At 66.9% G+C, this 19510-nt stretch carries 17 protein-coding genes; 7 read left to right on the top strand and 10 right to left on the bottom strand.

The genetic code is table 11. The features are described 5' to 3' along the window. Nucleotides 1–14 precede the first annotated feature (14 nt). The 6 genes from ACFXNW_RS23215 to ACFXNW_RS23190 all read right to left on the bottom strand — a co-directional run bounded on the left by ACFXNW_RS23215 (nt 15) and on the right by ACFXNW_RS23190 (nt 6045). The gene (locus tag ACFXNW_RS23215; RefSeq protein ID WP_379419860.1) at nt 15–1061 is read right to left on the bottom strand and encodes an NAD-dependent epimerase/dehydratase family protein; all 1047 of its coding nucleotides are present in this window, start codon (nt 1059–1061) and stop codon (nt 15–17) included. Further along, nucleotides 1058–1345: a hypothetical protein gene (locus tag ACFXNW_RS23210; RefSeq protein WP_379419859.1), complete on the bottom strand. Its 288-nt coding sequence runs from the start codon at nt 1343–1345 to the stop codon at nt 1058–1060. Before ACFXNW_RS23210 ends, ACFXNW_RS23215 begins: the two co-directional genes overlap by 4 nt. Next, entirely contained in the window at nt 1342–3021 is a 1680-nt protein-coding gene (locus ACFXNW_RS23205; RefSeq protein WP_379419858.1) for a fatty acid CoA ligase family protein, read from the bottom strand. Before ACFXNW_RS23205 ends, ACFXNW_RS23210 begins: the two co-directional genes overlap by 4 nt. Then, nucleotides 3018–3941, bottom strand: coding sequence for a hypothetical protein (locus ACFXNW_RS23200; protein ID WP_379419857.1), 924 nt, complete (start codon nt 3939–3941; stop codon nt 3018–3020). The genes ACFXNW_RS23205 and ACFXNW_RS23200 overlap by 4 nt, the downstream gene beginning before the upstream one ends. 2 nt (nt 3942–3943) lie before the next feature. Next, on the bottom strand, nt 3944–4993 hold the full coding sequence (locus ACFXNW_RS23195) for a 3-oxoacyl-ACP synthase III family protein (protein ID WP_379419856.1): 1050 nt from the start codon (nt 4991–4993) through the stop codon (nt 3944–3946). 368 nt (nt 4994–5361) lie between these two features. After that, nucleotides 5362–6045 carry a TetR/AcrR family transcriptional regulator gene (locus tag ACFXNW_RS23190; protein ID WP_379419855.1) on the bottom strand — a complete coding sequence of 228 codons (684 nt, stop codon included), beginning with the start codon at nt 6043–6045 and terminating at the stop codon, nt 5362–5364. Nucleotides 6046–6175: 130 nt separating this feature from the next. Here ACFXNW_RS23190 and ACFXNW_RS23185 point away from each other — a divergent pair, with 130 nt between their 5' ends. Then, a complete protein-coding gene (locus ACFXNW_RS23185) occupies nt 6176–7744 on the top strand; it encodes a succinic semialdehyde dehydrogenase (protein WP_379419854.1) in 1569 nt (522 codons plus the stop codon). A 37-nt stretch (nt 7745–7781) separates the two neighbouring features. Beyond that, nucleotides 7782–8609, top strand: a complete 828-nt coding sequence (locus ACFXNW_RS23180) for an SDR family NAD(P)-dependent oxidoreductase (RefSeq protein ID WP_379419852.1) — start codon at nt 7782–7784, stop codon at nt 8607–8609. 270 nt (nt 8610–8879) lie between these two features. Here ACFXNW_RS23180 and ACFXNW_RS23175 read toward each other — a convergent pair whose 3' ends face one another. Both ACFXNW_RS23175 and ACFXNW_RS23170 read right to left on the bottom strand, forming a co-directional pair. Next, entirely contained in the window at nt 8880–9677 is a 798-nt protein-coding gene (locus ACFXNW_RS23175) for a putative protein N(5)-glutamine methyltransferase (RefSeq protein WP_379419851.1), read from the bottom strand. A gap of 135 nt (nt 9678–9812) precedes the next feature. Further along, nucleotides 9813–10667: a YdcF family protein gene (locus ACFXNW_RS23170; protein ID WP_379420096.1), complete on the bottom strand. Its 855-nt coding sequence runs from the start codon at nt 10665–10667 to the stop codon at nt 9813–9815. Between the two features lie 204 nt (nt 10668–10871). Here ACFXNW_RS23170 and ACFXNW_RS23165 point away from each other — a divergent pair, with 204 nt between their 5' ends. Next, a complete protein-coding gene (locus ACFXNW_RS23165; protein WP_379419850.1) occupies nt 10872–11726 on the top strand; it encodes a bifunctional 5,10-methylenetetrahydrofolate dehydrogenase/5,10-methenyltetrahydrofolate cyclohydrolase in 855 nt (284 codons plus the stop codon). Nucleotides 11727–11869: 143 nt separating this feature from the next. On the opposite strand, the gene ACFXNW_RS23160 is transcribed toward ACFXNW_RS23165, so the two are convergent. Next, entirely contained in the window at nt 11870–12634 is a 765-nt protein-coding gene (locus ACFXNW_RS23160; protein WP_379419848.1) for a glycosyltransferase family 2 protein, read from the bottom strand. Between the two features lie 104 nt (nt 12635–12738). Here ACFXNW_RS23160 and ACFXNW_RS23155 point away from each other — a divergent pair, with 104 nt between their 5' ends. After that, nucleotides 12739–13950, top strand: a complete 1212-nt coding sequence (locus ACFXNW_RS23155) for a hypothetical protein (RefSeq protein WP_379419847.1) — start codon at nt 12739–12741, stop codon at nt 13948–13950. A gap of 35 nt (nt 13951–13985) precedes the next feature. Here ACFXNW_RS23155 and ACFXNW_RS23150 read toward each other — a convergent pair whose 3' ends face one another. Further along, on the bottom strand, nt 13986–15788 hold the full coding sequence (locus tag ACFXNW_RS23150) for an SLC13 family permease (protein ID WP_379419846.1): 1803 nt from the start codon (nt 15786–15788) through the stop codon (nt 13986–13988). Between the two features lie 165 nt (nt 15789–15953). Here ACFXNW_RS23150 and ACFXNW_RS23145 point away from each other — a divergent pair, with 165 nt between their 5' ends. The 3 genes from ACFXNW_RS23145 to ACFXNW_RS23135 all read left to right on the top strand — a co-directional run bounded on the left by ACFXNW_RS23145 (nt 15954) and on the right by ACFXNW_RS23135 (nt 19501). Beyond that, complete coding sequence (locus ACFXNW_RS23145; protein ID WP_379419845.1) at nt 15954–17342, top strand: M20/M25/M40 family metallo-hydrolase; 1389 nt, start codon at nt 15954–15956, stop codon at nt 17340–17342. Further along, nucleotides 17339–18904 carry a YfcC family protein gene (locus ACFXNW_RS23140; RefSeq protein ID WP_379419844.1) on the top strand — a complete coding sequence of 522 codons (1566 nt, stop codon included), beginning with the start codon at nt 17339–17341 and terminating at the stop codon, nt 18902–18904. The genes ACFXNW_RS23145 and ACFXNW_RS23140 overlap by 4 nt, the downstream gene beginning before the upstream one ends. Nucleotides 18905–19018: 114 nt before the next feature. Then, a complete protein-coding gene (locus tag ACFXNW_RS23135) occupies nt 19019–19501 on the top strand; it encodes a cation:proton antiporter regulatory subunit (RefSeq protein ID WP_379419843.1) in 483 nt (160 codons plus the stop codon). Nucleotides 19502–19510 lie beyond the last annotated feature (9 nt).

The following is a 19510-nucleotide window of genomic DNA, read 5'->3' as shown; positions in this document are numbered from 1 at the left end:
GTCGGTTCGCGCGGCTAGCGCAGCGTCCGGGTGAGTTCGGTGATGCCGCCGTTGGCGGTGAGCCACGAGGTGAACGACGCGAGGCCCGTGTCACGATCGACAACGGGGTGGTAGCCCAGATCACGGGCGGCCGCGGCGGTGTCGTAGGTGGCCGACCGGGTGAGCAATGCGACCACATACCGCGACAGTGGTGGTGACCAGCGGGTCGCCACCGGCGGGAGCAGCCATATCGCCTCGATCACCGCGACCGCCGCACGCACCACACGTGGATTCGGGGTGCGATTCGGCGGAGAGTAGCCGAGATCGGTGGCGACAGCGGCGAGGAACCGCCAGACATCGGTGCGTTCACCATCAGCGATGAAATACGCCTTACCGCCCATCGCGTCACCGTCGACGGTGGCGGCTTTCACGCAGGCGTCGACGATATTGTCCACATGGCACAGTGACGCGTAGACGGACCGGCCGAACGACAGGTCCGGCAGGGCACCCGCCGCGGTCCGGCCGAGCAGTCGCACGATGGGGCCGGAGCGGTCCCCTGCGCCCCAGATCGCCCGCGGACGCAATGCGCAGGTGCGGAATCCGGGTGCGTCGGCGGCCAGCACCGCCCGTTCGGCCGCCGCCTTGGTCTCCGAATACAGGTTCAGGTAGCGCCGCGGATACGGCAGCGACTCGTCGACGTCGAGCTGATCGCCGCCATCACGGTCCATCAGCGCACTCGGGCTGGAGATGAACACGAAGCGTGAGACACCGTGCCGCCGAGCGGATTCGAGAAGCACCTCGGTCGCGCGGACGTTCTCGGCCCAGAACTGGCGACGCGTGCCCCGTTCATCCACCCGCGCCGCACTGTGGAACACCACGTCCACACCCTCGGTGGCGCCGCGCAACGAGGCTTCGTCGGTCAGATCTCCGGTCACCACCCGTACGCCGTCGAGACCGTCGAGGTCACCGAGGCTGCTGGTGCGGCGCACGAGAATCGACACCTCGTGGCCGCCCTCGCGGACCAGGCGCCGCACCAGTGCGCCGCCGAGAAAGCCGGAGGCACCGGTCACCAGAACCTTCATCGCGTTTCCTCTCGATCCCCGTCATCGATCGTGCGCCACCAGGTGAGCCCGAAAATTTGTGTCATCACCGCGATTTCGACGCTCGATCGTCCGCTGTGCCGCGCGGCGCGCAGGGCAACGGGAATCTGGGCTGCGTGCACCACGGTGCTGAGGAACGCATCGATCCACCACAGGACGCGCAACGCCCGATTCGCCGGCGCCCGGCCCGTGGCCGCGGCGACCAGTCCGGCCACCAGGTACAGCCAGCCTGCGATCGGAATCGCCCGCAATGCCGTCGTCCTCATCGCGCCGAACTCCCGCGTAGCTGCTTCGCCGCCCAGACCGCGAGTTTCTCCCGGCCGATCTTGGCGTTGTGCCGGATATCCACCGGAAACGCCGGATGTATCAGGAAGTCGTCGACCGCGGCGGTGAGTTCGGAGCCCGGGGCTTCGGACCGCAGCGCCGACACCACGGCTGCGGTATCGGCGCCGGGTTCCGGTTCCACACACAGCACCGGACGCTGTGCTCCCGCCTTGCCCACGCCGACCAGCGCGGTACGGGCCACACCCGTCACAGAATTGAACATCTGCTCCACCTGAACGGTGAACATCGGGCCGGACGCCGTCTCCAGCCGCTGACTCTTGCGCCCGCAGAACCAGATTCGGCCCAGCTCATCGATCCACGCCAAGTCTCCGGTCCGATGCCAGATCCGCGCACCCTCGGCGATCTTCCCGGCGGCATTGGCCTTGTCGGGCCAGTAGTAGCGGGTGCTGACATTCGGGCCGGCGACCACGAGTTCACCGACCCCGCGCGAGGAGTTCGGTTCGTTCGCGCACAGCGCCGCATCGTCCCAGGTCGGCAGCGGATCGTCGGTGATGGCGACGATGCGGGCCTCGACCCCCTCCGACGGCCGTCCGATGCAGATGCCTTCTCCGCGCCGGGTTCGCTCGACGAGTCCGTCCAGCAGTTCCCGCGATTCGATGGTCGACATGGGAAGCGCTTCGGTGGAGCCGTACCCGGCGTAGACCCTGGCTTCGTCGTGGAGGGCCTCGCGCAGCCCGGCGATGCACCAATGTGGCACCGGCGCACCACCGGAGAAGACGCTGTCCAGTGTCGGCAGCTGGGTCGATTGTCGGCGCAGCTCGCGCAGCAGCGGAATCAGCACCGCCGGGGAGGCGAACATGGTGCGCACCCCGAAACGGTTGATCGCGTCGACCACATGCGCCGGATCGGTGGAACCGACCTTGCTCGGGATCAGCGGTGGCAGCACACAGCGCGCGCCGAGCAGCAGATCGAGGATTCCGACCAGTGGCAGCGTGATCAGCGAGGTTTCCGGCGCGACGCCATCGCGCGCGGCGTGGACCTGGTCGACCATCGCCGCCAGATTGCCGTGGGTGAGTTCGACCGCTTTGGCAGGGCCGGTGCTACCGGTGGTGAAGGCGATCAGCAGCACCTCGCCCGGGTCGGCCGGTGCGCGATCAGGCTGATCGCCACCCTGCTCGCGACCCCAGTCGGCGAGGCTGTCCCCACCCCAGCCCCACCTCCTGCCGACGGTGACGCTGGCGCGTACGCGCCGGAAGCTGCGCCGGAACAGCACCCGGACCGCATGCGCCTGCGGTATCCCGATGAACGCCTCGGCCTCGACCGCGCGCAGGCAGTGCACCATCTTCCGCAAGCCCATACCTGGATCGATGACCACCGGCACCGCGCCGATCTTCAACAGGCCCAGCATGATCGCGTACAGCTCGGCGCTGGGCAGCACCAGCACGATCGTGCGGGTGCCGGCCACGACGCCGCTCGCGGTGAGGCGCTCGGCAATCGTGTCGGACCAGCGGTCCAACTCGCGATAGCTCAGTGTCCGGTACTCGGGGGTCCCGCTGTCGGGGACGTGGGCGGGGAAGATGACCGCGTCGCGGGCTGGGTCGGCCTGCGCGACCTCCCGGAACCGGTCGATCGCCTGCCAGTACGTCGCCGTCCTCACGCGGCGGCTCCGGCGGCTGCCGAACGGCCGGGCAGCCCGTACAGCACTGCCGACGCCGACGGCCCAGCTCCCGCCGCTACGAACAGCACGTGTGTGTGCCCGTCCAGACCGTCGCGCGCAGCCGCCAGATCGTATGCCTGGGTGAGCGTCGCGGTGTGCGGGTCGCCGTCGGTGAGATCGGGTAGCAGGACCGATTCAGCGGCGATACCGAGCGATTCGGCCAGGCGTGCCGGGAATGCCTCGCTCGGTGTCGAGGCGATGAGAGCGGTGCCGGTCAGGTCGGCATGGCCGGAGTCGGTGAGTGCGGCCAGTGCCGCCTCGGTCGCCAGGGCCAGCAACCGCTGCTCGGCATCCGGCTCCCGCACCACCGTCATCAGGCCACGGCCCGCGGTGCCCATGGTCGCGGTGTCGACATACGCCTCGACCGCGGGACCGCCGGCACCGGCGAGGCTGTGAACCCGGCCGAAACCTTCGGGGCCGTCGGTGGATTCGAGTAGCAGCGCCGCGCCTGAACTCGCGTACGGGAAGTCGTCGGTGGCGGCGGTGCGGGTCATCGACGGGTGGGTGTCGCCGGAGACGATCAGCACATGGCTCGCGCTGCCGGTCTCCAGGATCGCCGACCCGACTCGGACCGCGTCGAGCACCCCGATCGCCCCGTTCATCAGGTCGAAGGAGAACGTCCGAGGATCGTCCACGCCGTACTCGAGCCCGATACCGGCGGCCTTCTGGATCAGTGCCGAGACCGCGGGCTCCACGGTATTGGAATCGCGGAAGACGCCCGCGTTGATCAGCACCCCGACCTGTTCCGGCCGAACTCCGGCCCGTTCCAGGCAATGCCGCGCGGCCCGGCCACTGTTCTCGACGACGCTGCGGGTCTCGTCGGCACGGCTGACTGCGGTGGCGGTGATACGCACGCCCATGATCACACCTTCAGGGAGGAGATGGTGGTGGACAGGAAACCGGTGACGACCCCGGAGGCCGCCGGGATCATCAAGATCTTCGATCCGGCCGGAATGTTGTCATCGCCGAGCTGATCGTGCAGCACGATGAAATGCGATGTGGTGGAAGTGTTTCCGTACTTGTGAATGACATTGAGATCCGGTGGCATCGGCGTGCCGAACTCCCGCTCGCCGATCGCGTTCATATACGGGACCGCGGCGGCGCCGAACTGGTGGTGGATGATGTAGTCGAATTCCTCGTCGGTGAAGGTGCGCCCGCGGGCGGCGAGGAACTCGCGCTGGGTGTCGGTCCACAGCAGGAACCGGGACTCGTTGTGCATCTTGCGGTTATCGGTGTAGAGCGCGACGCCCTGGGTCTTGTCGCTCGGCATGCCGAGGCACAGATGCGAGTACTCCGAGGCGGTCATCATCTCGATGTAATGGATCTTGTCGGCGTCGTCGACGGCCTGATCGAGTACGAGCGCGCATCCGGAATCGCCGACAGTGAGCGAAGCGAATTGCAGATCATACTTTTCCGAAATTTCATTCACGGCGGTATCGGAAATGGGTGTGATGGCCTCGCCGCTGACCACGAGGCCATTGCGAACGGCGCCGGACCGAATCATGCGATCGAGAATGTATGTGCCGGTGAGCATTCCCGCACAAGCATTGGAGATATCGAAAGTGATGGCCTGTGTCGCGCCGATCGCCCGTCCGATCGAAGAGGCGAACGACGGCTCCATATACATGCGAGTCGCGTTCTTGCTGCGGGTGATCGACGTGGAGATGATGACGTCGAGTTCCGCTGCCGCATATCGTGACCTGGATAAACAGTCGGTTGCCGCGGCGATGGCGAGGGTGAACGAATCCTCATGACTGTCCGGGCGAGTGTCGCGGACACGGCGTTGTTCGACGCCCGTGATCCGTTCGAGATCGAATGACGGCGGAATCGCCAACTGGGACAACACCTCATCGGTGGTCACACTGTTCGAAGGCAGATAAGCGCCGATGGATTCGAATCGAGAATGCAGCACGTGTGCTCCTGAAATCGATGACGAATGCGTTCGGGGGATCGTTCCTGAAGATCGACGCCGCGGACATTACCCGACAGTAACTACGTCCGTGATCCGATGAAGTGGCGAACTGCGCTGCGACGCCGGGGGATTGGATTGCCTGTATCGTGCAGTATCACTAAACTGGTCACCGATTGGCTATGGCGCCCTGGTGGTTCGACACCCTGCTGAAGGGAACGATACAGTTCCTCACTTGGGCATGCGCAGGTCGCTGGCAAATGACTGGCTAACACCGCGGAAGGCTATGGGTGGCCCACGGATTCATGGCTCGCTGTGAGTGACTTCACTGTGCCCGAAGGGGTTCAGGCCTGCGGGGGAAGCTCACGCGCTCACTGCGGCGCGGCCGGAAAAATGCCGGGCAGTTCCATCGCGTAGTTGAGGTCATCGGTATTGCCCAGGGTTGCCAGCACGACGCGGATCATGGTGACGCGGGCCGCGGCAACCGTTTCCGGATCCGGCTCCGAGCCGGGATCGGCGCCGGCCGAAATGCGATAGACCACGTACTCGCAGACCTGTAGCGCCGCGTCCAGGTCCAAGGGGGAGGGCACAGGGCGGCCGAGTTCGGTGAACTTCTCTCGGACGATGGCGCGGATGTCGTCGAGTGCGCGTTCCCGGTAGCCCGAGACCGGGGATCCCGGATCGTGCAGTTCGGCGAACAGCGGGCGGAGCATGGCGCCGTGCCCGCGGGCCCAGTCGAGGAAGGCATCGATGAGGCGGATGCCGAGCTCGACGCCCTCGGTGGTGACGGTCAGCGCGTTGCGGATGCCATCGACGAGGCCGTCATTGGAGGTGTCGAGCACGACCAGCAGCGGTTCGGTCGCATTGGCGAAATAGCGATAGAACGTCGGCCGGGCCAGTCCGGCCTGCTCGATGATCTGGGCGACGCTCAATCCGCGCGTGCCCGTCCGGCTGAACACCTCGGCGGTGGCCAGCACGATCCGGGCCCGCACCTCTTCGGCTTGCTGCTTGGTCTGGCGCGGCCTGCCGCGGCGCGCGGTGGTGGTCTCAGGCATGGCCGACCTTCACGCTGCGGACCGGTACATGGCTCTCGTGCACACCCGAGAGCTTGACACGGAGCTCGTCACGCATATTAATCTAACACCAGTGTTCAATTAATCCACCGAACCCAGGAGATGGCCGATCATGACGACTGCCCGGCATGCCGACGCCGAAGCGCTGTCCCCGGCGCTGGTGAAACCGCTGCTCGCCCGTGCCGCCGCGGGTGGCGCGCCGTCGGTGGAGGTCTTCGCCCCCGCGACCGGCCGCAAGATCGCCGACCTGCCGCAGTCCTCGACCGCTGATATCGATGCCGCCTTCGAACGCGCCCGCCACGCGCAGCGGGCCTGGGCGGCGCGCCCGATCCGGGAGCGAGCCGCGGTGCTGCGCCGCTTCCACGACATCGTGTTGAAGGAACAGGACGCGATCCTCGACATCGTGCAGACCGAGACCGGCAAGTCGCGCGTGCACGCCTTCGACGAGGTCGGCGACGTCGCCGTCAACTCCCGCTACTACGCCTCGGTCGCGGACAAACTGCTGGCCTCCCGCAAGCCGCGCGGCGTGCTGCCGGTGCTGACCAAAGTCGACGTGCGTAATCGGCCCAAGGGCGTCGTCGCGGTCATCTCGCCGTGGAACTATCCGCTCGCGCTCGCCGTCTCCGACGCGCTGCCCGCTCTCGTCGCAGGCAACGCCGTGGTCGGACGTCCCGACAACCAGACCGCGCTGACCGCGCTGTGGGCCGTGGACGCCGCCGAACGCGCCGGACTGCCCGCCGACCTGTGGCAGATCGTGCTGGGCCGCGGTTCGGTCATCGGTGGCGAGGTCATCGGCCGCGCCGACTACGTCGACTACACCGGCTCCAGCGCCACCGGCCGCACCATCGCAAAGCAGGCAGGCGAACGCCTGATCGGCTATTCGCTCGAACTCGGCGGCAAGAACCCGCTGCTGGTGCTGTCGGACGCCGATGTGTCCGCCGCCGCCAAGACCGCGGTGCGGGCCTGCTTCTCCTCGGCCGGTCAGCTGTGTGAATCCATGGAGCGCATCTACGTCCACGACGCGGTCTACGACCGGTTCGTGCGCGAATTCGTCGCCAATGTGGAGGCCTTGAAGCTCGGTGCCGACCTCGACTACCGCAACGATATGGGCTCGCTGACCTTCCAGCGTCAGCTCGACACGGTGCGCGCGCACGTCGACGACGCGGTCGCCAAGGGCGCAACGGTGCTCGCAGGCGGTCAGCATCGTCCCGATCTCGGCCCGTACTTCTACGAGCCGACGGTGCTCGCGAATGTGGCGCCAGGGATGACGGTCCACCGCGAGGAAACCTTCGGCCCGGTCGTCTCGGTGTACCGCGTCGCCAGCGACGACGAAGCCGTCGAACAGGCCAATGACACCGTCTACGGGCTCAATGCCAGCGTCTGGACCAAGGACACCGCACACGGACGTGCGGTCGCCGCGCGGATCAATGCCGGTTCGGTCAACGTCAACGAAGGCTTCATCGCCGCGTGGGGCAGCGCCGACGCACCGTCCGGCGGCCTCGGCATCTCCGGCACCGGCCGCAGGCACGGCCCCGAAGGCCTGCTCAAATACATCGACACCCAGACGATCGCGGTGCAGCGGGTGCTGCCGATCGGGCCGCTGCCAGGGATGTCGGAAGAGCTGTGGTCCAAGACCATGACGCTGTACTTCGGTCTGATGAAGACACTGCGCCAGAAGTGACGGGCACCAACCACACGTCGAACAAGGGATGGGATTGATGACACTGGAAACGGTCGCGGGCAAGAAGGTCCTCGTCACCGGCGCCGCGATGGGCCTGGGCAAACTGTTCGCCGAGCGCGCCGTGCGCGAGGGTGCCGCGGCAGTGGTGCTGTGGGATATCAACGAGGCCGCGCTGAAGGACACCGCCGCCGAACTGACCGCCATCGGCGGCACCATCCACCACTATGTGGTCGACGTTTCCGCCGCCGAAGCCATCGCTGAGTCCGCGGCGGCGGTGCGTTCCGAGGTCGGCGATATCGATATCCTGGTCAACAATGCCGGAATCGTGCGCGGCAACACCTACTTCTGGGAAACCAGCGACCGCGCCGATATCGACAAGACCATGGCGATCAACTCGCTGGCCCCGATGTATGTGACCCTCGAATTCCTGCCCGCCATGGTCGCGGGCAGCGGCGAGGCGCGTGTGCTGACCATCGCTTCCTCGGCGGGCCTGGTGTCGAACCCCCGGATGAGCGTCTACGCCGCCTCCAAGTGGGCGGCGCTGGGCTGGTCGGACTCGGTGCGCATCGAGCTCGAGCAGGCAGGCCACGACCACGTCAAGGTGACGACGGTCTGTCCGACCTACATCGACACCGGAATGTTCGACGGCGCCAAGGGTTTCCTGTTCACCCCGATCCTCAAGCCGGACGAGGTCGTGGAGACTTCCTGGAATGAGATGAAAAGCGGTGGGGCGCTGGTCATCCTGCCGTGGACCTCGCGACTGAACAAGGCCCTGTCGGGCCTGCTGCCGATCAAGGTCCGCGACCTGTTCCTGAACGCGGTGGGCGTGTACCACTCGATGGACGATTTCACCGGGCGCAAGTAGTCCCATGCCCGGAACGGCTCGATTGCGCCGTGCCGTGGCGTGCGTGGTGGGGCGGCTGGTGTCGATGGCCCGCTGTCGACGAGCCCGCCACCACGGGAGACCAGAGCGGGCGCGCGGGGGCGTCGTCGTGGACGCGCGCACGGGCTCGTCGTCGATCGAGTGCCGCTGTGGACGACGGTCCACTGAATACGGCGGACGGTCGGGACGAACGAGGCCGGCCGCACGATGTCGAGCCGCACATGATGTCGAGCCGCGCGCGCGGACGGCGAATCAGCGGGTGCAGATGATGGCGGTCGCGTAGAGGTCGGGGGAGTGGGCGATCGCCGGCGTGAGTCCCGCTTCGGTGGCGATCGAAGTGGCGGTGGTTGCCTGCTCCTCGCTGATCTCGACCAGCAGATGACCGCCGGGAGCCAGCCATTCGGTGGCTTCGGCGGCGACGCGGCGGAAGATGTCGAGCCCGTCTTCGCCACCGTCCAGCGCGGTCGCCGGTTCATGATCGCGGGCCTCGGGTGGCATTCGCGCGATCTCACCCGACGGCACATATGGCGTATTGCAGAGCAGGATGTCGATCCGGCCGCGCAAGCGCGACGGTAGCGCCGCGAACAGATCACCTTCGTGGGCGCGGCCACCGACCGATGTCAGGTTTTCGCGCGCGCATGCCACTGCGACCGGCTCGATATCGGCGGCGTCCAGCTCGATCCGCGCCACCTCGTTCGCCAGTTCGGTCACCAGCGCGAGTCCGAGCGCGCCCGACCCGCAGCACAAATCCACGACTACGAATTCGTCGCGCCCCTCGGCGCGTGCCAGGGCCGCCGCCTCGTCCACCAGAAATGCCGTGCGCTGCCGTGGCACGAACACCCCGGCCTGCACGCCGACCCGAATGCCGCGGAACTCCACCCAGCCGAGCAGATACTCGAGCGGGACACCCTCGACACGCTGTGCGACGAGCCGATCCAGTTCTTCGGCCGAGTCGGTCGCCTCGGTCAGCAGACGTGCCTCGTCCTCGGCGAAGACGCAGCCTGCCGCGCGTAGGCGGGTGACGATCTCGTTGGTATCTACCGTGCTCACCGGCACAGTCTGCCCTGGCGTGCGCCTGAGCCGCACCCCGATTATCGAGTCGGGTCCGTGAGGAGCTCACGAACGAGCGCTGTGTCACTGCCGCGGGTGAGCCTCGGTGTGAACGGCGTGCGTGCAAGCCGTGCCTCAGCGCGCCCCGGCGAGCTGGAACGTACGAGTGGCGTCGAGGTAGATGCCGCGCTGGCCTTGCCTGCTCGGCGGCGGCAGCTGCGAGACCAGCTGTTCCAGTGAGGTCGTCGCACCGACCACCCGGGTGCCCGCGACGATGAAATCGGCGACGGCGCGGCGGATATGGTTCGGCGAAGTGACCACGACCGCGCTGGTGGCGCCGAGATCGCGCAGCATCCGGGTGCTGAACAGCGCGTTCTGCACCGTGGACCCGGCCCGGTTCTCCACATGGATACGCGAGGCGGGCAGACCACGCCCGACCAGCCAATGGAACATCGCATCGGCCTCGGCGATCCCATTCTGCGGGTTGCCGCCGGTGACGACGACCGGGGAGAACGGTGAGGCGATCGCTTGGATCCACGCCGCCGTCAGCCGATTCACCAGCTCCGGCCGCAACGAGCCGTCGGGCAGCAGCCCGTAGCCGAGCACCACGATCCCGGTCTGCGGCCCGACCAGCGCGGGCAGCGGATTGGGCAACGTCGCCACGGCCGCACCGATCGCGTTCACCACGTTGTCGGTTCCCGCCGCCATCCCCGGGTCGATCCCGCGCAACCTCGCCATCGCTTCAGCGAACGCTGGGATATCGCCCGCGTAATGCGACCAGATGGCCTGCAGCGACAACGCCTCCGCGTCGTTGGGGTCGGCGCCGATGAGCCTGCGCAGTTCATCGCGGCCCGCGGCGTCGTTGCCTGCGGTGAAGTGGCGCTGCGCGGAGTTGTAGAGGGCGTCGGTTTCCGGGCTGGCCTGGGCGGGTGCGGTGGCCAGTCCGGCAATGGTTGTCGCGGCGAACATGGCCGCGACCAGATGTTTCATATGCCTCGAGATCTTCACTACAGTCGACACCTTTCCACGTGTGACACGGGTTTTCGGTAGGTCAGCTGGCAGTTAGCCGGTGGCAAACACCCACCACGATACGACCGCCACCGCCGGATCAGGCGCAATTACGGCGGGAACGCCCGGCGCGGCGTCCGGTCCGGCGCACGAGAGGCCGCACTCGCCGCGCTAAGCTCAGGCCCCGTGGATACCGTTTCGCTGACCGGCAAGGAACTTGCCGCCGCCATCAATGCCGATACCAAGCAACGCGCCGCGGCACTGGCCGAGAGCGGGTCCGCACCCACGCTCGCGCTGGTGGTCGCGAACGCCGACCCGGCCAGCGCCTGGTACGTGAACTCGCTGCGTAAGGCCGCCGAACGGCTCGGAATCAGCTGCGACACCGTCGACCTCGGCGCCGACGCCTCCGCCGATGAGATCCGATCGGAGCTGTCCACCCGCAGCGCCGACAACGCCACCGACGCCATCATGTTGCAGACCCCGCTGCCGGCAGGCGTCACCCTCGACGACGTCAGCCCCGCCATCGCCGCCGCCAAGGACGTCGACGGTGTCAGCCCGCTGTCGCTGGGCCTGCTCGCCACCGGCCTGGACGGCTTCGTTCCGGCAACCTCCGAAGCAGTGGTCGAACTGCTGAAGCAGCACCAGATCCCGCTGTCGGGCAGGCATGTCGCAGTAGTCGGCCGCTCCAATGTGGTCGGCAAGCCGCTGGCGCAGCTGCTGCTGGCCGAGAACGCCACCGTCACCGTCTGCCATTCCCGCACCACCGACCTGCCCGCGGTCACCTCCGCGGCCGATATCGTCGTCGCCGCGGCGGGCCGCATCGGCCTGGTCGCCGGCGACCACGTCGGTTCCGGCGCCGTCGTCATCGACGTGGGCACCAATGAGGCCGCCGATGGCGGCATCGTCGGCGATGTGGACGCCGAGTCGGTCCGCGGCAAGGCATCCGCTCTCAGCCCCGTCCCCGGTGGCGTCGGCCCCGTCACCACCGCCCTGCTCATGCGCCACGTGGTCGTCGCCGCCGAGAAGGCGCGCGTCGTCTGACCCGCCAGTGGTACCTGACTGCGGGCGCCACTCGACGTTTGCCGCAGCCAGGTACCACTCATGGGTGGGCTGACAGCGAGAATCGCCCGGCTGAACTCGACCTACCGGAGCTCCGAACTGATCAGGTCGGCAGGGGCGTGCGGTCAGCCGACCAGTTGTGGACCCCACCCGGGACCGGCCAACAACGCCGCCGCGCGTTGACGAACGAGTGAAATCTGCTCCCCCCCCCCCTCGAAGTTTGTCGTTTGTGTCGAACGCTGGTTGCGGTGACGGCGATAGCGCAGCGTCACCTCCTCCACGACGATCCCCGGTGCCAGCGCCGACGCGGTCATCAGCAGTCCGGTGTCTTCCATGTTGTAGAGCGCCGACCAGCCGCCCGCTGCGAGGAGGAGGTCCCGCCGCCACATGACGCCTGCGGGATGCACTGGCAGGAGGTATCTGCCAGGCTCGGTCTCCCAATGACTCACAAGTGCGCCTCGAGCGATCGGGCCGGGAGTGAACGGCAGTGGAAACTCCACCAGATCGCCGGATCCGAGCAGGTCCCGTGCTTGACCCACGGCGAAACCTGCCACCGGATGCGTGTCGAGCGCGGTGGCGAGTGCGGTGAGGGCGCCCGGCTCCAGTTCGTCGTCGGCGTCCAGATTCTGAATGAAGGGCGCGGTGGTGCGACCCAATGCGACATTTCGAGTAACCGCAGGCCCTTCCCGGGTGCCGTTGGTGGCGATCCGTACGCGTGCGTCTTCGGCCGCACCGCAGCCGACGAGTGCGGTGCGCACCGCACTCGCCGGACCGTCGATCTGCACCAGCCAGGCCCACGCTGTGTGAGTCTGGGCCCGCAGCGACTCCCATGCGGCAGGAAGGAAGCGGGCATAATCCGCATGCACCGCCGTCACAACCTCTACCCTCATGGCCGAAAGTGTGCCATTGCAGTCGATCTGGCGCCCATGTGGTAGGCATGCACGAAGGTTGATCTGGTGCCGTTCGGGAGGCAGGGGCAGGTATGGATCATGCGGTGATCGAAGCCGAATTGGCGAGTCTGGTGGCCGCGTCGACTCCGGGGACACGTGAACTCGAGCGTGAATGCGACGCCTTCGCGCGGCACTACCTCAGCCAGGGTGTCGAGCCGCAATTCGACGTCGCCTCATCGAATTTCGTATCAGACCCGTTTCTCATCTGCGCGGACCGGTACTGGAACCTGCGGTTCACGGCCGCGCCGACGCTGGCTACCGCTGTGGAATGCGCCGGATGGGCGACCGAGCGGATCGAGAACGCACACCGGCAGCCGATCCTGGAGAAGTGGGCGATCGGTTATGCCTTCATCACCCGTGGCACCGTCGAGTCGCTCCCCGAGATCGCCGACGCCACGGCGGACATCATCGCCAACGACGATTCCGATTGCAGTCGCGCCTATTTCGCCACTATGTATCACGCGGGAAAGCTACGGGCGAACCTGTCGTTCGACGAGCTGAGCCAGTTTCTCGAGTCGTCGCCGCTGGCCACAGCGGCTGGTGCGCACCGCGAAGCACCAATCTTTGTGGCGCTTAGGTCGTTTGCCGGATTCGGTAGCCGCCGGATCACCACCGAGTACGCGATGAGCCTGTTCGAGAAGTCGTGGACGGCACCGGATCGGACGCACGCATCGGTCGACATCGCCTTGCACGCACTCGAGGCCGCGGTGCCATTCGATGAGCAGGGCACTCTGCTGCGCGCCAAGGCCGCCGAGGCCATCGCGGAGCACCCGGACAACTGCCTGTTCCATTTCCGGCTAGCGCTCGGCGCCTTCCTGTGCGATGACCATGACGCCGCACTCACGAGTATCGACGACGCGCTGCGGCTGCTGCCCGCGACGGGCTGGCGCAGCAGCCATGGACTGCTGTCCGAACAGTTTCTGCAGGTCCGCCGCTCGATCCTGCTGGCGCGCAGCGATGCCCGCCGCGTCACCGAACAGCAGCGGCGCCTGGACCGGCACGAACAAGCGGTCGCCGAGACCGCCGAGCTCGCGCGCCGCTCGGTGATCCGGGCGGTGGAACTCGTCGCGGTCTTCGCCGCCGTGATCGCGTTCGCGGTCGGATCCCTGAATGTCACCTTGAACAACAACCTCGACCTGGCCTCCCGGTTGTGGCTGCTGGTGTTGTTCGGTGGCGGGCTGCTGGTGTTCGCTCTGCTGATCATCGGCGGGACCTGGTGGTTGACGCGCAGTTCGGCCCATCGCCGTCGCGAATGACCCGCGCGCAGTGCGCTGCCGAAGAAAGCGCCGACTCAGAAACTCCAGATCACCGGCACCACCGTGACCGCGACCAGCAGAAACCACACCATCATTGCCGAGCCGAGTTTCCAGTAGTCGCCGAATCGGTAGCCGCCGGGGCCCATGATCATCATGTTGGCGGGGGTTGCCACGGGGGTGAAGAACGACGCCGCGGCGGCAACGGTCACCGTCATCAGCAGGGGGAGCGGGGAGACGCCGAGGTCGGCGGCGATGACGACGGCGATCGGGGCGATGATCAGAGTGGTGGCGGTGTTGCTGATGAGCTGGCCGAGCGTCACCGTCACCAGGAATAGGCCGACGAGCACCAGATGGCGGTCGGCGTCACCGAGGACGGCCAGGAAGACCGAGGCGAGCTGGTCGGCGGCGCCGGTTTCGCGGATGGCGGTCGACAACGGGATCATCGCGCCGACCAGGATCAAGGTGGTCCAGGAGATCGATCGGTGGGCCTGCTCGACTGTCAGCACCCGGCACACCACCATCGCGCAAGCGGCGAGCAGTGCGGCCACCGCGGCAGGCACCAGGCCCGTCGCCAGCAGTACCACCATCACAGCCAGGATCCCGAGCGCGGGTTTCGAACCGGGGCCCATCGGGAGGGTTTGGCGGCGAATGAGTTCCGGCTCGTGCACCACGCGAACTTCGGGGGCGGCGATGTGCTGATCGAGTGCGCTCCAGCTGCCGCGCAGCAGCAGTGTGTCACCGGGCTCGAGCCGCTGCGGCCGGGAACCGAGATCGCGTCCGCCGCGTTGGGCCGCGAGCACCACCAGGTCGCCTTTGCTCGTGGCCATGCCGGGAAAGACCATATGCCCCACGAACTCCGAGCGCGGCGGAATGATCACCTCGGCGACGCCGTACTCGGAGCCGATCAGTTCGTCAGGGTGGGGGCCGTCGAAACTGCGACACGGGGTGAGCGCATTGTCGTCGACGAAATCGGCGAGCTGCGTGTCTTCGGCGTCGACGACCAGCACATCGCCTGCACGGACCTGCGGGTCGTCGGGATCCTGGCCTGCGCGTTCGACACCGCGCAGCTGCGCTCCCTCCGGCAGGGCGTCGATCACCGCGTCGCGCGTGGTGCCGGCAACGCCCGACTCCGCGCCCACGCGTAGCCGCACCAGTCCCCGACGGATCGTGTACTGCTTGGCCAGCGTCGTCGCCAGCCTGCTCAGGTCGGGCGGCATCACGGCCGCGGTTCGGTCGGGCAGCAGCTTGTCGCCGAACAGCACCGCGATGGCGATGGTTCCGATGACCAAAGGCACGCCCACCCAAGCGAATTCGATGAACCCGATCTGCCGGGCGCCCGCATCGGCGGCGGTTTCGGAAATGATGATGTTGACCGGGGTGCCGGTCAGCAACAGTAATGACCCGGCGTGCGCGGCGAAGGCCAGCGGCATCAGCAACTGCGACGGCGACCGGCCCAGCCGCACCGCGAGCACCACAACCATCGGGATCAATGCCGCCACCGCGCCGTTGACGGAAATGATCGCGGTCAACACCGCGCACAACAGCATCATCGATACGAGCAACCGCGTGCGGCTGGTACCGACACGGGCCATCAATTGCTGTCCGGCCCAGGTGGTAACGCCGGTCGCGTCGAGCGCCTCGCTGACCACGAACAGTGCGGCAATGAACGCGACGGTCGGATCGCCGAAGCCCGACAGCGCCTGGTCGACGGTCAGCACGCCGGTCGCGTACAGGCTCAGCGCCACCGCGAGCGCGACGATTCCGACCGGGAGCCGATTCCAGACGAACAGGGCGACGGCCGCACCGGTGATGATGAAGGTAATGGTGGATTCGGCCATCACACCCCCTGACGTCACTGGTCCGGCATACCGTTGGCTACGCGCATTAGATCACGTTCCAGCGCGTCACCACGCGAATTCGGTTCGCGAGAACGAAGTTTGTGCAACTATCGGGCAAGCAGATGTAGGCCTACATGAGTACCCAGCGAGTGGCGAGGGAATGCGATGTCCGTGCCTGTATTTCGTCCTGTCGGTGAGGTGGAGGACGCTGTGTCCGCCTTGCTGCCCGATCTGAAGTCCGCGCTGAACCGACTGGTGAGCATCCCGTCGATCGCCCTGGACGGATACCCCACCGAACCGTTGATGCGCGCCCACGATGCGGTAGTGGAACTGTTGCGCGACAGTGGGATAACCCAAGTGGAGGAGCTGGTGATCCCGGGTAAGACCGCTCCGGTGGTGCTGGCGACCGTTCCCGGCCCGCCCGGCGCGCCCACGGTGCTGTTCTACACCCACTACGACGTCGTCCCCGCGGACGACGTCGATTTATGGGAGTCACCGCCGTTCGAGCCGCAGGAACGTGACGGCGCGATCTACGGCCGCGGCACCGCGGACTCGAAGGCCAATCTGGTCGGCATCATTGGTGCGCTACGCGTTTTCGACGCCCAGCCCCCGGTGACGGTCAAGCTCGTGTTCGAAGGCCAGGAAGAGTTCGGCAGCCCGTTCGACTTCTACCCGGCCACCCATCCCGAACCCTTCCGCGCCGACGCGATGGTGATCGCCGACGTCGGCAACGTCCGTCCCGGTGCTCCGACACTGACGGTGGCGTTGCGTGGTTCGGCGCAGGTCACGGTCTCGGTGGACACTCTGAAGGCCGATAAGCACAGTGGTCTCTATGGCGGCGCCGCACCCGATGCCCGCCTTGCTCTCATTCGCGCGCTCGCCTCACTGCACGACGACGCGGGCGATGTCGCGGTGGAGGGGTTGCGGCGCGAGGAATGGACCGGAACCTCCTACACCGAGCAGGAGTTCCGTGATCTGGCCGAAGTACTCGAAGGTAAAGCGCTGATGGGGACAGGCGGTCTGGGAGAGCGGATCTGGTCCGGCCCCGCGATCACCGTCATCGGATTCGACGCACCGGCGGTGGACGGGCCGGTGAACGCCGTCGCCGGATCGGCGCGCGCGGTGTTGAACGTGCGAGTCCATCCCGCGCAGGACGCCGCCGAGGCACAGGCTGAGGTCATTCGTCATCTGCAGGCCCAGCGGCCCTTCGGTCTCGAGGTGACCGCGACCGCGGGTGAAGTCGGCAACGGGTTCGCCGCCGAGACCGGCGGACCGGGCTTCGAGGCCGCCGTCGCCGCACTCGGCGCGGCGTGGGACGCGACGACTGGCGAGATGGCAGGCGGTGGTTCGATTCCGCTGGTCATGGCGTTGCATACCGGTATCCCGGAGGCGGAGAAACTGCTGTTCGGCGCCACCGACGGCTACGCCAATATCCACGGACCCAACGAGCGGGTCCTCATCGACGAAATGCGCCGGGCGACGGTGGCCAAGGCGCTTTTCCTGCAGAACTATGCCGCGAAATCCGCGGCAGGCAGATCGGGGACATCGCGATGAGTGAGACAGCGCAGCAGACTGCGGAGACGAACGGGAAGCCACGGAAGAAGTTCGAATTCCCCGGCGCCGTCACGGTCCTGGCGATCGTCATGGTGCTGGTCTGGCTGGCAGCGCTGTTCATACCGGCAGGTAAATACCGCACCGACGCCGACGGCGCTCCGATCCCCGGTTCCTTCGAACGCGTCGATTCGCCGCTGACGTTCTGGGAGCGGGTGCAGCAGCTCATCCTCGCTCCCGTCAACGGCCTCTACGGTATCCAGGACACCACCACCGGGTTCGTCGATACCGAGAATCTGGGCAGGTTGTTCGGGTCGGTCGGTGTGGTGCTGTTCATCATGGCGCTCGGTGCGTTCATCTCCGTCAGCTTCGCCACCCGCAGCCTCGAAGTCGCCGTCGGCGGTCTCGGCGCCAAGCTCCAGGACAAGGGCTGGATGCTGATCGCGGTCATCATGGTGCTGTTCTCGGTGCTCGGCACCACGATGGGCTTCTCGGTGGAGACCTTCGGCTTCTACGCGCTGATCATCCCGCTGATGCTCGCCATGGGCTATGACCGCATGGTCGCGGCCGCGACGATCATCATCGGCGCGCTGACCGGAACCATGGCCTCCACGGTCAATCCGTTTTCCATCGGTGTGGCCTCCGGTGAAGCGGGCGTGTCCATCGGTGACGGCATCGTGTTGCGGTTCGTACTGTGGGTCGTACTCACCGCCGTCGCGGTCGTGTTCGTGGTCCGATATGCCCGGCGGGTGCAGCGGGACAAGTCCCGGTCCCTGGTCGGCTTCGCCACCGCGGAAGACGACGCGGACGCCGCCGCCGAAACGCCGGAGGGCGAGGGACGGTTGACGGGCATCCAGAAATGGGTGCTCGCTATCACCGCGTTCACCTTCGGCCTGATGATCTTCTCGGTCATCCCGTGGTCGGCCATCTTCGGCGCCACCACCACACCGGCCGAATACGACGTCTACCACGAGACCGCCACCGAACCGTACTGGTTCGAACTCAACTGGTGGTTCCCGCAGCTGGCGATGCTGTTCATCATCGCGGCGATCGTGGTCGGTGTGGTGGCCAGGATGGGGGAGAAGGACATCGTCTCCCTGATCACCAGGGGCGCAGGCGATATGGTCGGCCCCGCTATCGTGATCCTGCTGGCACGCGGTGTCTCGGTGATCATGACCAACACCCAGACCCTGGATACCGTGCTCAATGCGATGGAGGAACTGGTCAGCGGTGCGTCGGCGGGAATCTTCGCCATCCTGGTGATGGTGGTCAATATTCCGCTGGCCGTGCTGATTCCATCCTCGTCCGGGCATGCCACGCTGGCGATGCCGCTGCTCGCGCCGCTGGGCGACTTCGCCGGGGTCAGCCGGTCGCTGGTGATCACCGCGTTCCAGATGGGCCATGGTTGGACCATGCTGATCGCACCGACCAACGTCGTTGTGGTCGGTGGTCTCGCGATGGCGAAGGTGGGCTACGACAAGTTTCTGCGATTCATCTGGCCGTTGATGCTGATCAACCTCGTCATCATCTGCGTCGTGCTCGGGGGCGCGGCACTGCTCGAGTGATACCGGGGTAGACGGCGACCTGGCCATCGCGGCACGGCGGTGGTCAGGCCATTTACCATCCACGAACCTGCTGAGCCCGGCGGTCGTGCGGCCGCGCCCGTTAGGGTTGATGGTGTGAACGTGGATGTGACCCCGCTCCCGGGAATCGGTGTGCGCAAGGATTTTCAGCTGACGGGTGTCCGTCGCCGGATCGGTGTGATCGACCACAAGGACGGCAGTATCGACCTGATCTTCACCAAGGTCGGCGATCCCGACACCACCGTGCAGATCCCGTTGAGCGAAGCCGAGGCCGGTGTGCTGGCCAATCTGCTCGGTGCGCCGCAGCTGGTTGCGCAGCTGCGCGAGGAACACCGCGATATGGACGGCGTCAACACCCGGCAGCTGCCGGTCTTGGACGGCTCGCCCTACGACGGGCGGACCCTGGGTGAGACCGGGATGCGCACCAGGACCACCTCGTCGATCGTCGCGGTGATGCGGGCCGGTCAGGTGATCGCTTCACCGGGGCCTGACTTCGCGTTCACCGCGGGAGATCTGCTTGTCGTAGTCGGTACCGGCGAGGGCCTCGATGCCGCCGCCCGGATCCTGACCGACGGCTGACCGGTGCAG

It is taken from the genome of Nocardia sp. NPDC059180 (genome assembly GCF_042754945.1).
In the GTDB taxonomy this organism is placed as follows: domain Bacteria; phylum Actinomycetota; class Actinomycetes; order Mycobacteriales; family Mycobacteriaceae; genus Nocardia.
Note: the sequence above shows the minus strand (reverse complement) of the source record. Positions and strands in the feature narration are given on the sequence as shown.

Bases quoted from the DNA above. Each gene is read 5' to 3' on its own strand.
- ACFXNW_RS23210 (WP_379419859.1), bottom strand. From the start codon at position 1,345: ATGAGGACGACGGCATTGCGGGCGATTCCGATCGCAGGCTGGCTGTAC.
- ACFXNW_RS23150 (WP_379419846.1), bottom strand. From the start codon at position 15,788: ATGGCCGAATCCACCATTACCTTCATCATCACCGGTGCGGCCGTCGCC.
- ACFXNW_RS23190 (WP_379419855.1), bottom strand. From the start codon at position 6,045: ATGCCTGAGACCACCACCGCGCGCCGCGGCAGGCCGCGCCAGACCAAG.
- ACFXNW_RS23200 (WP_379419857.1), bottom strand. From the start codon at position 3,941: ATGGGCGTGCGTATCACCGCCACCGCAGTCAGCCGTGCCGACGAGACC.
- ACFXNW_RS23180 (WP_379419852.1), top strand. From the start codon at position 7,782: ATGACACTGGAAACGGTCGCGGGCAAGAAGGTCCTCGTCACCGGCGCC.
- ACFXNW_RS23145 (WP_379419845.1), top strand. From the start codon at position 15,954: ATGTCCGTGCCTGTATTTCGTCCTGTCGGTGAGGTGGAGGACGCTGTG.
- ACFXNW_RS23160 (WP_379419848.1), bottom strand. From the start codon at position 12,634: ATGAGGGTAGAGGTTGTGACGGCGGTGCATGCGGATTATGCCCGCTTC.
- ACFXNW_RS23140 (WP_379419844.1), top strand. From the start codon at position 17,339: ATGAGTGAGACAGCGCAGCAGACTGCGGAGACGAACGGGAAGCCACGG.
- ACFXNW_RS23170 (WP_379420096.1), bottom strand. From the start codon at position 10,667: ATGAAACATCTGGTCGCGGCCATGTTCGCCGCGACAACCATTGCCGGA.
- ACFXNW_RS23185 (WP_379419854.1), top strand. From the start codon at position 6,176: ATGACGACTGCCCGGCATGCCGACGCCGAAGCGCTGTCCCCGGCGCTG.
- ACFXNW_RS23215 (WP_379419860.1), bottom strand. From the start codon at position 1,061: ATGAAGGTTCTGGTGACCGGTGCCTCCGGCTTTCTCGGCGGCGCACTG.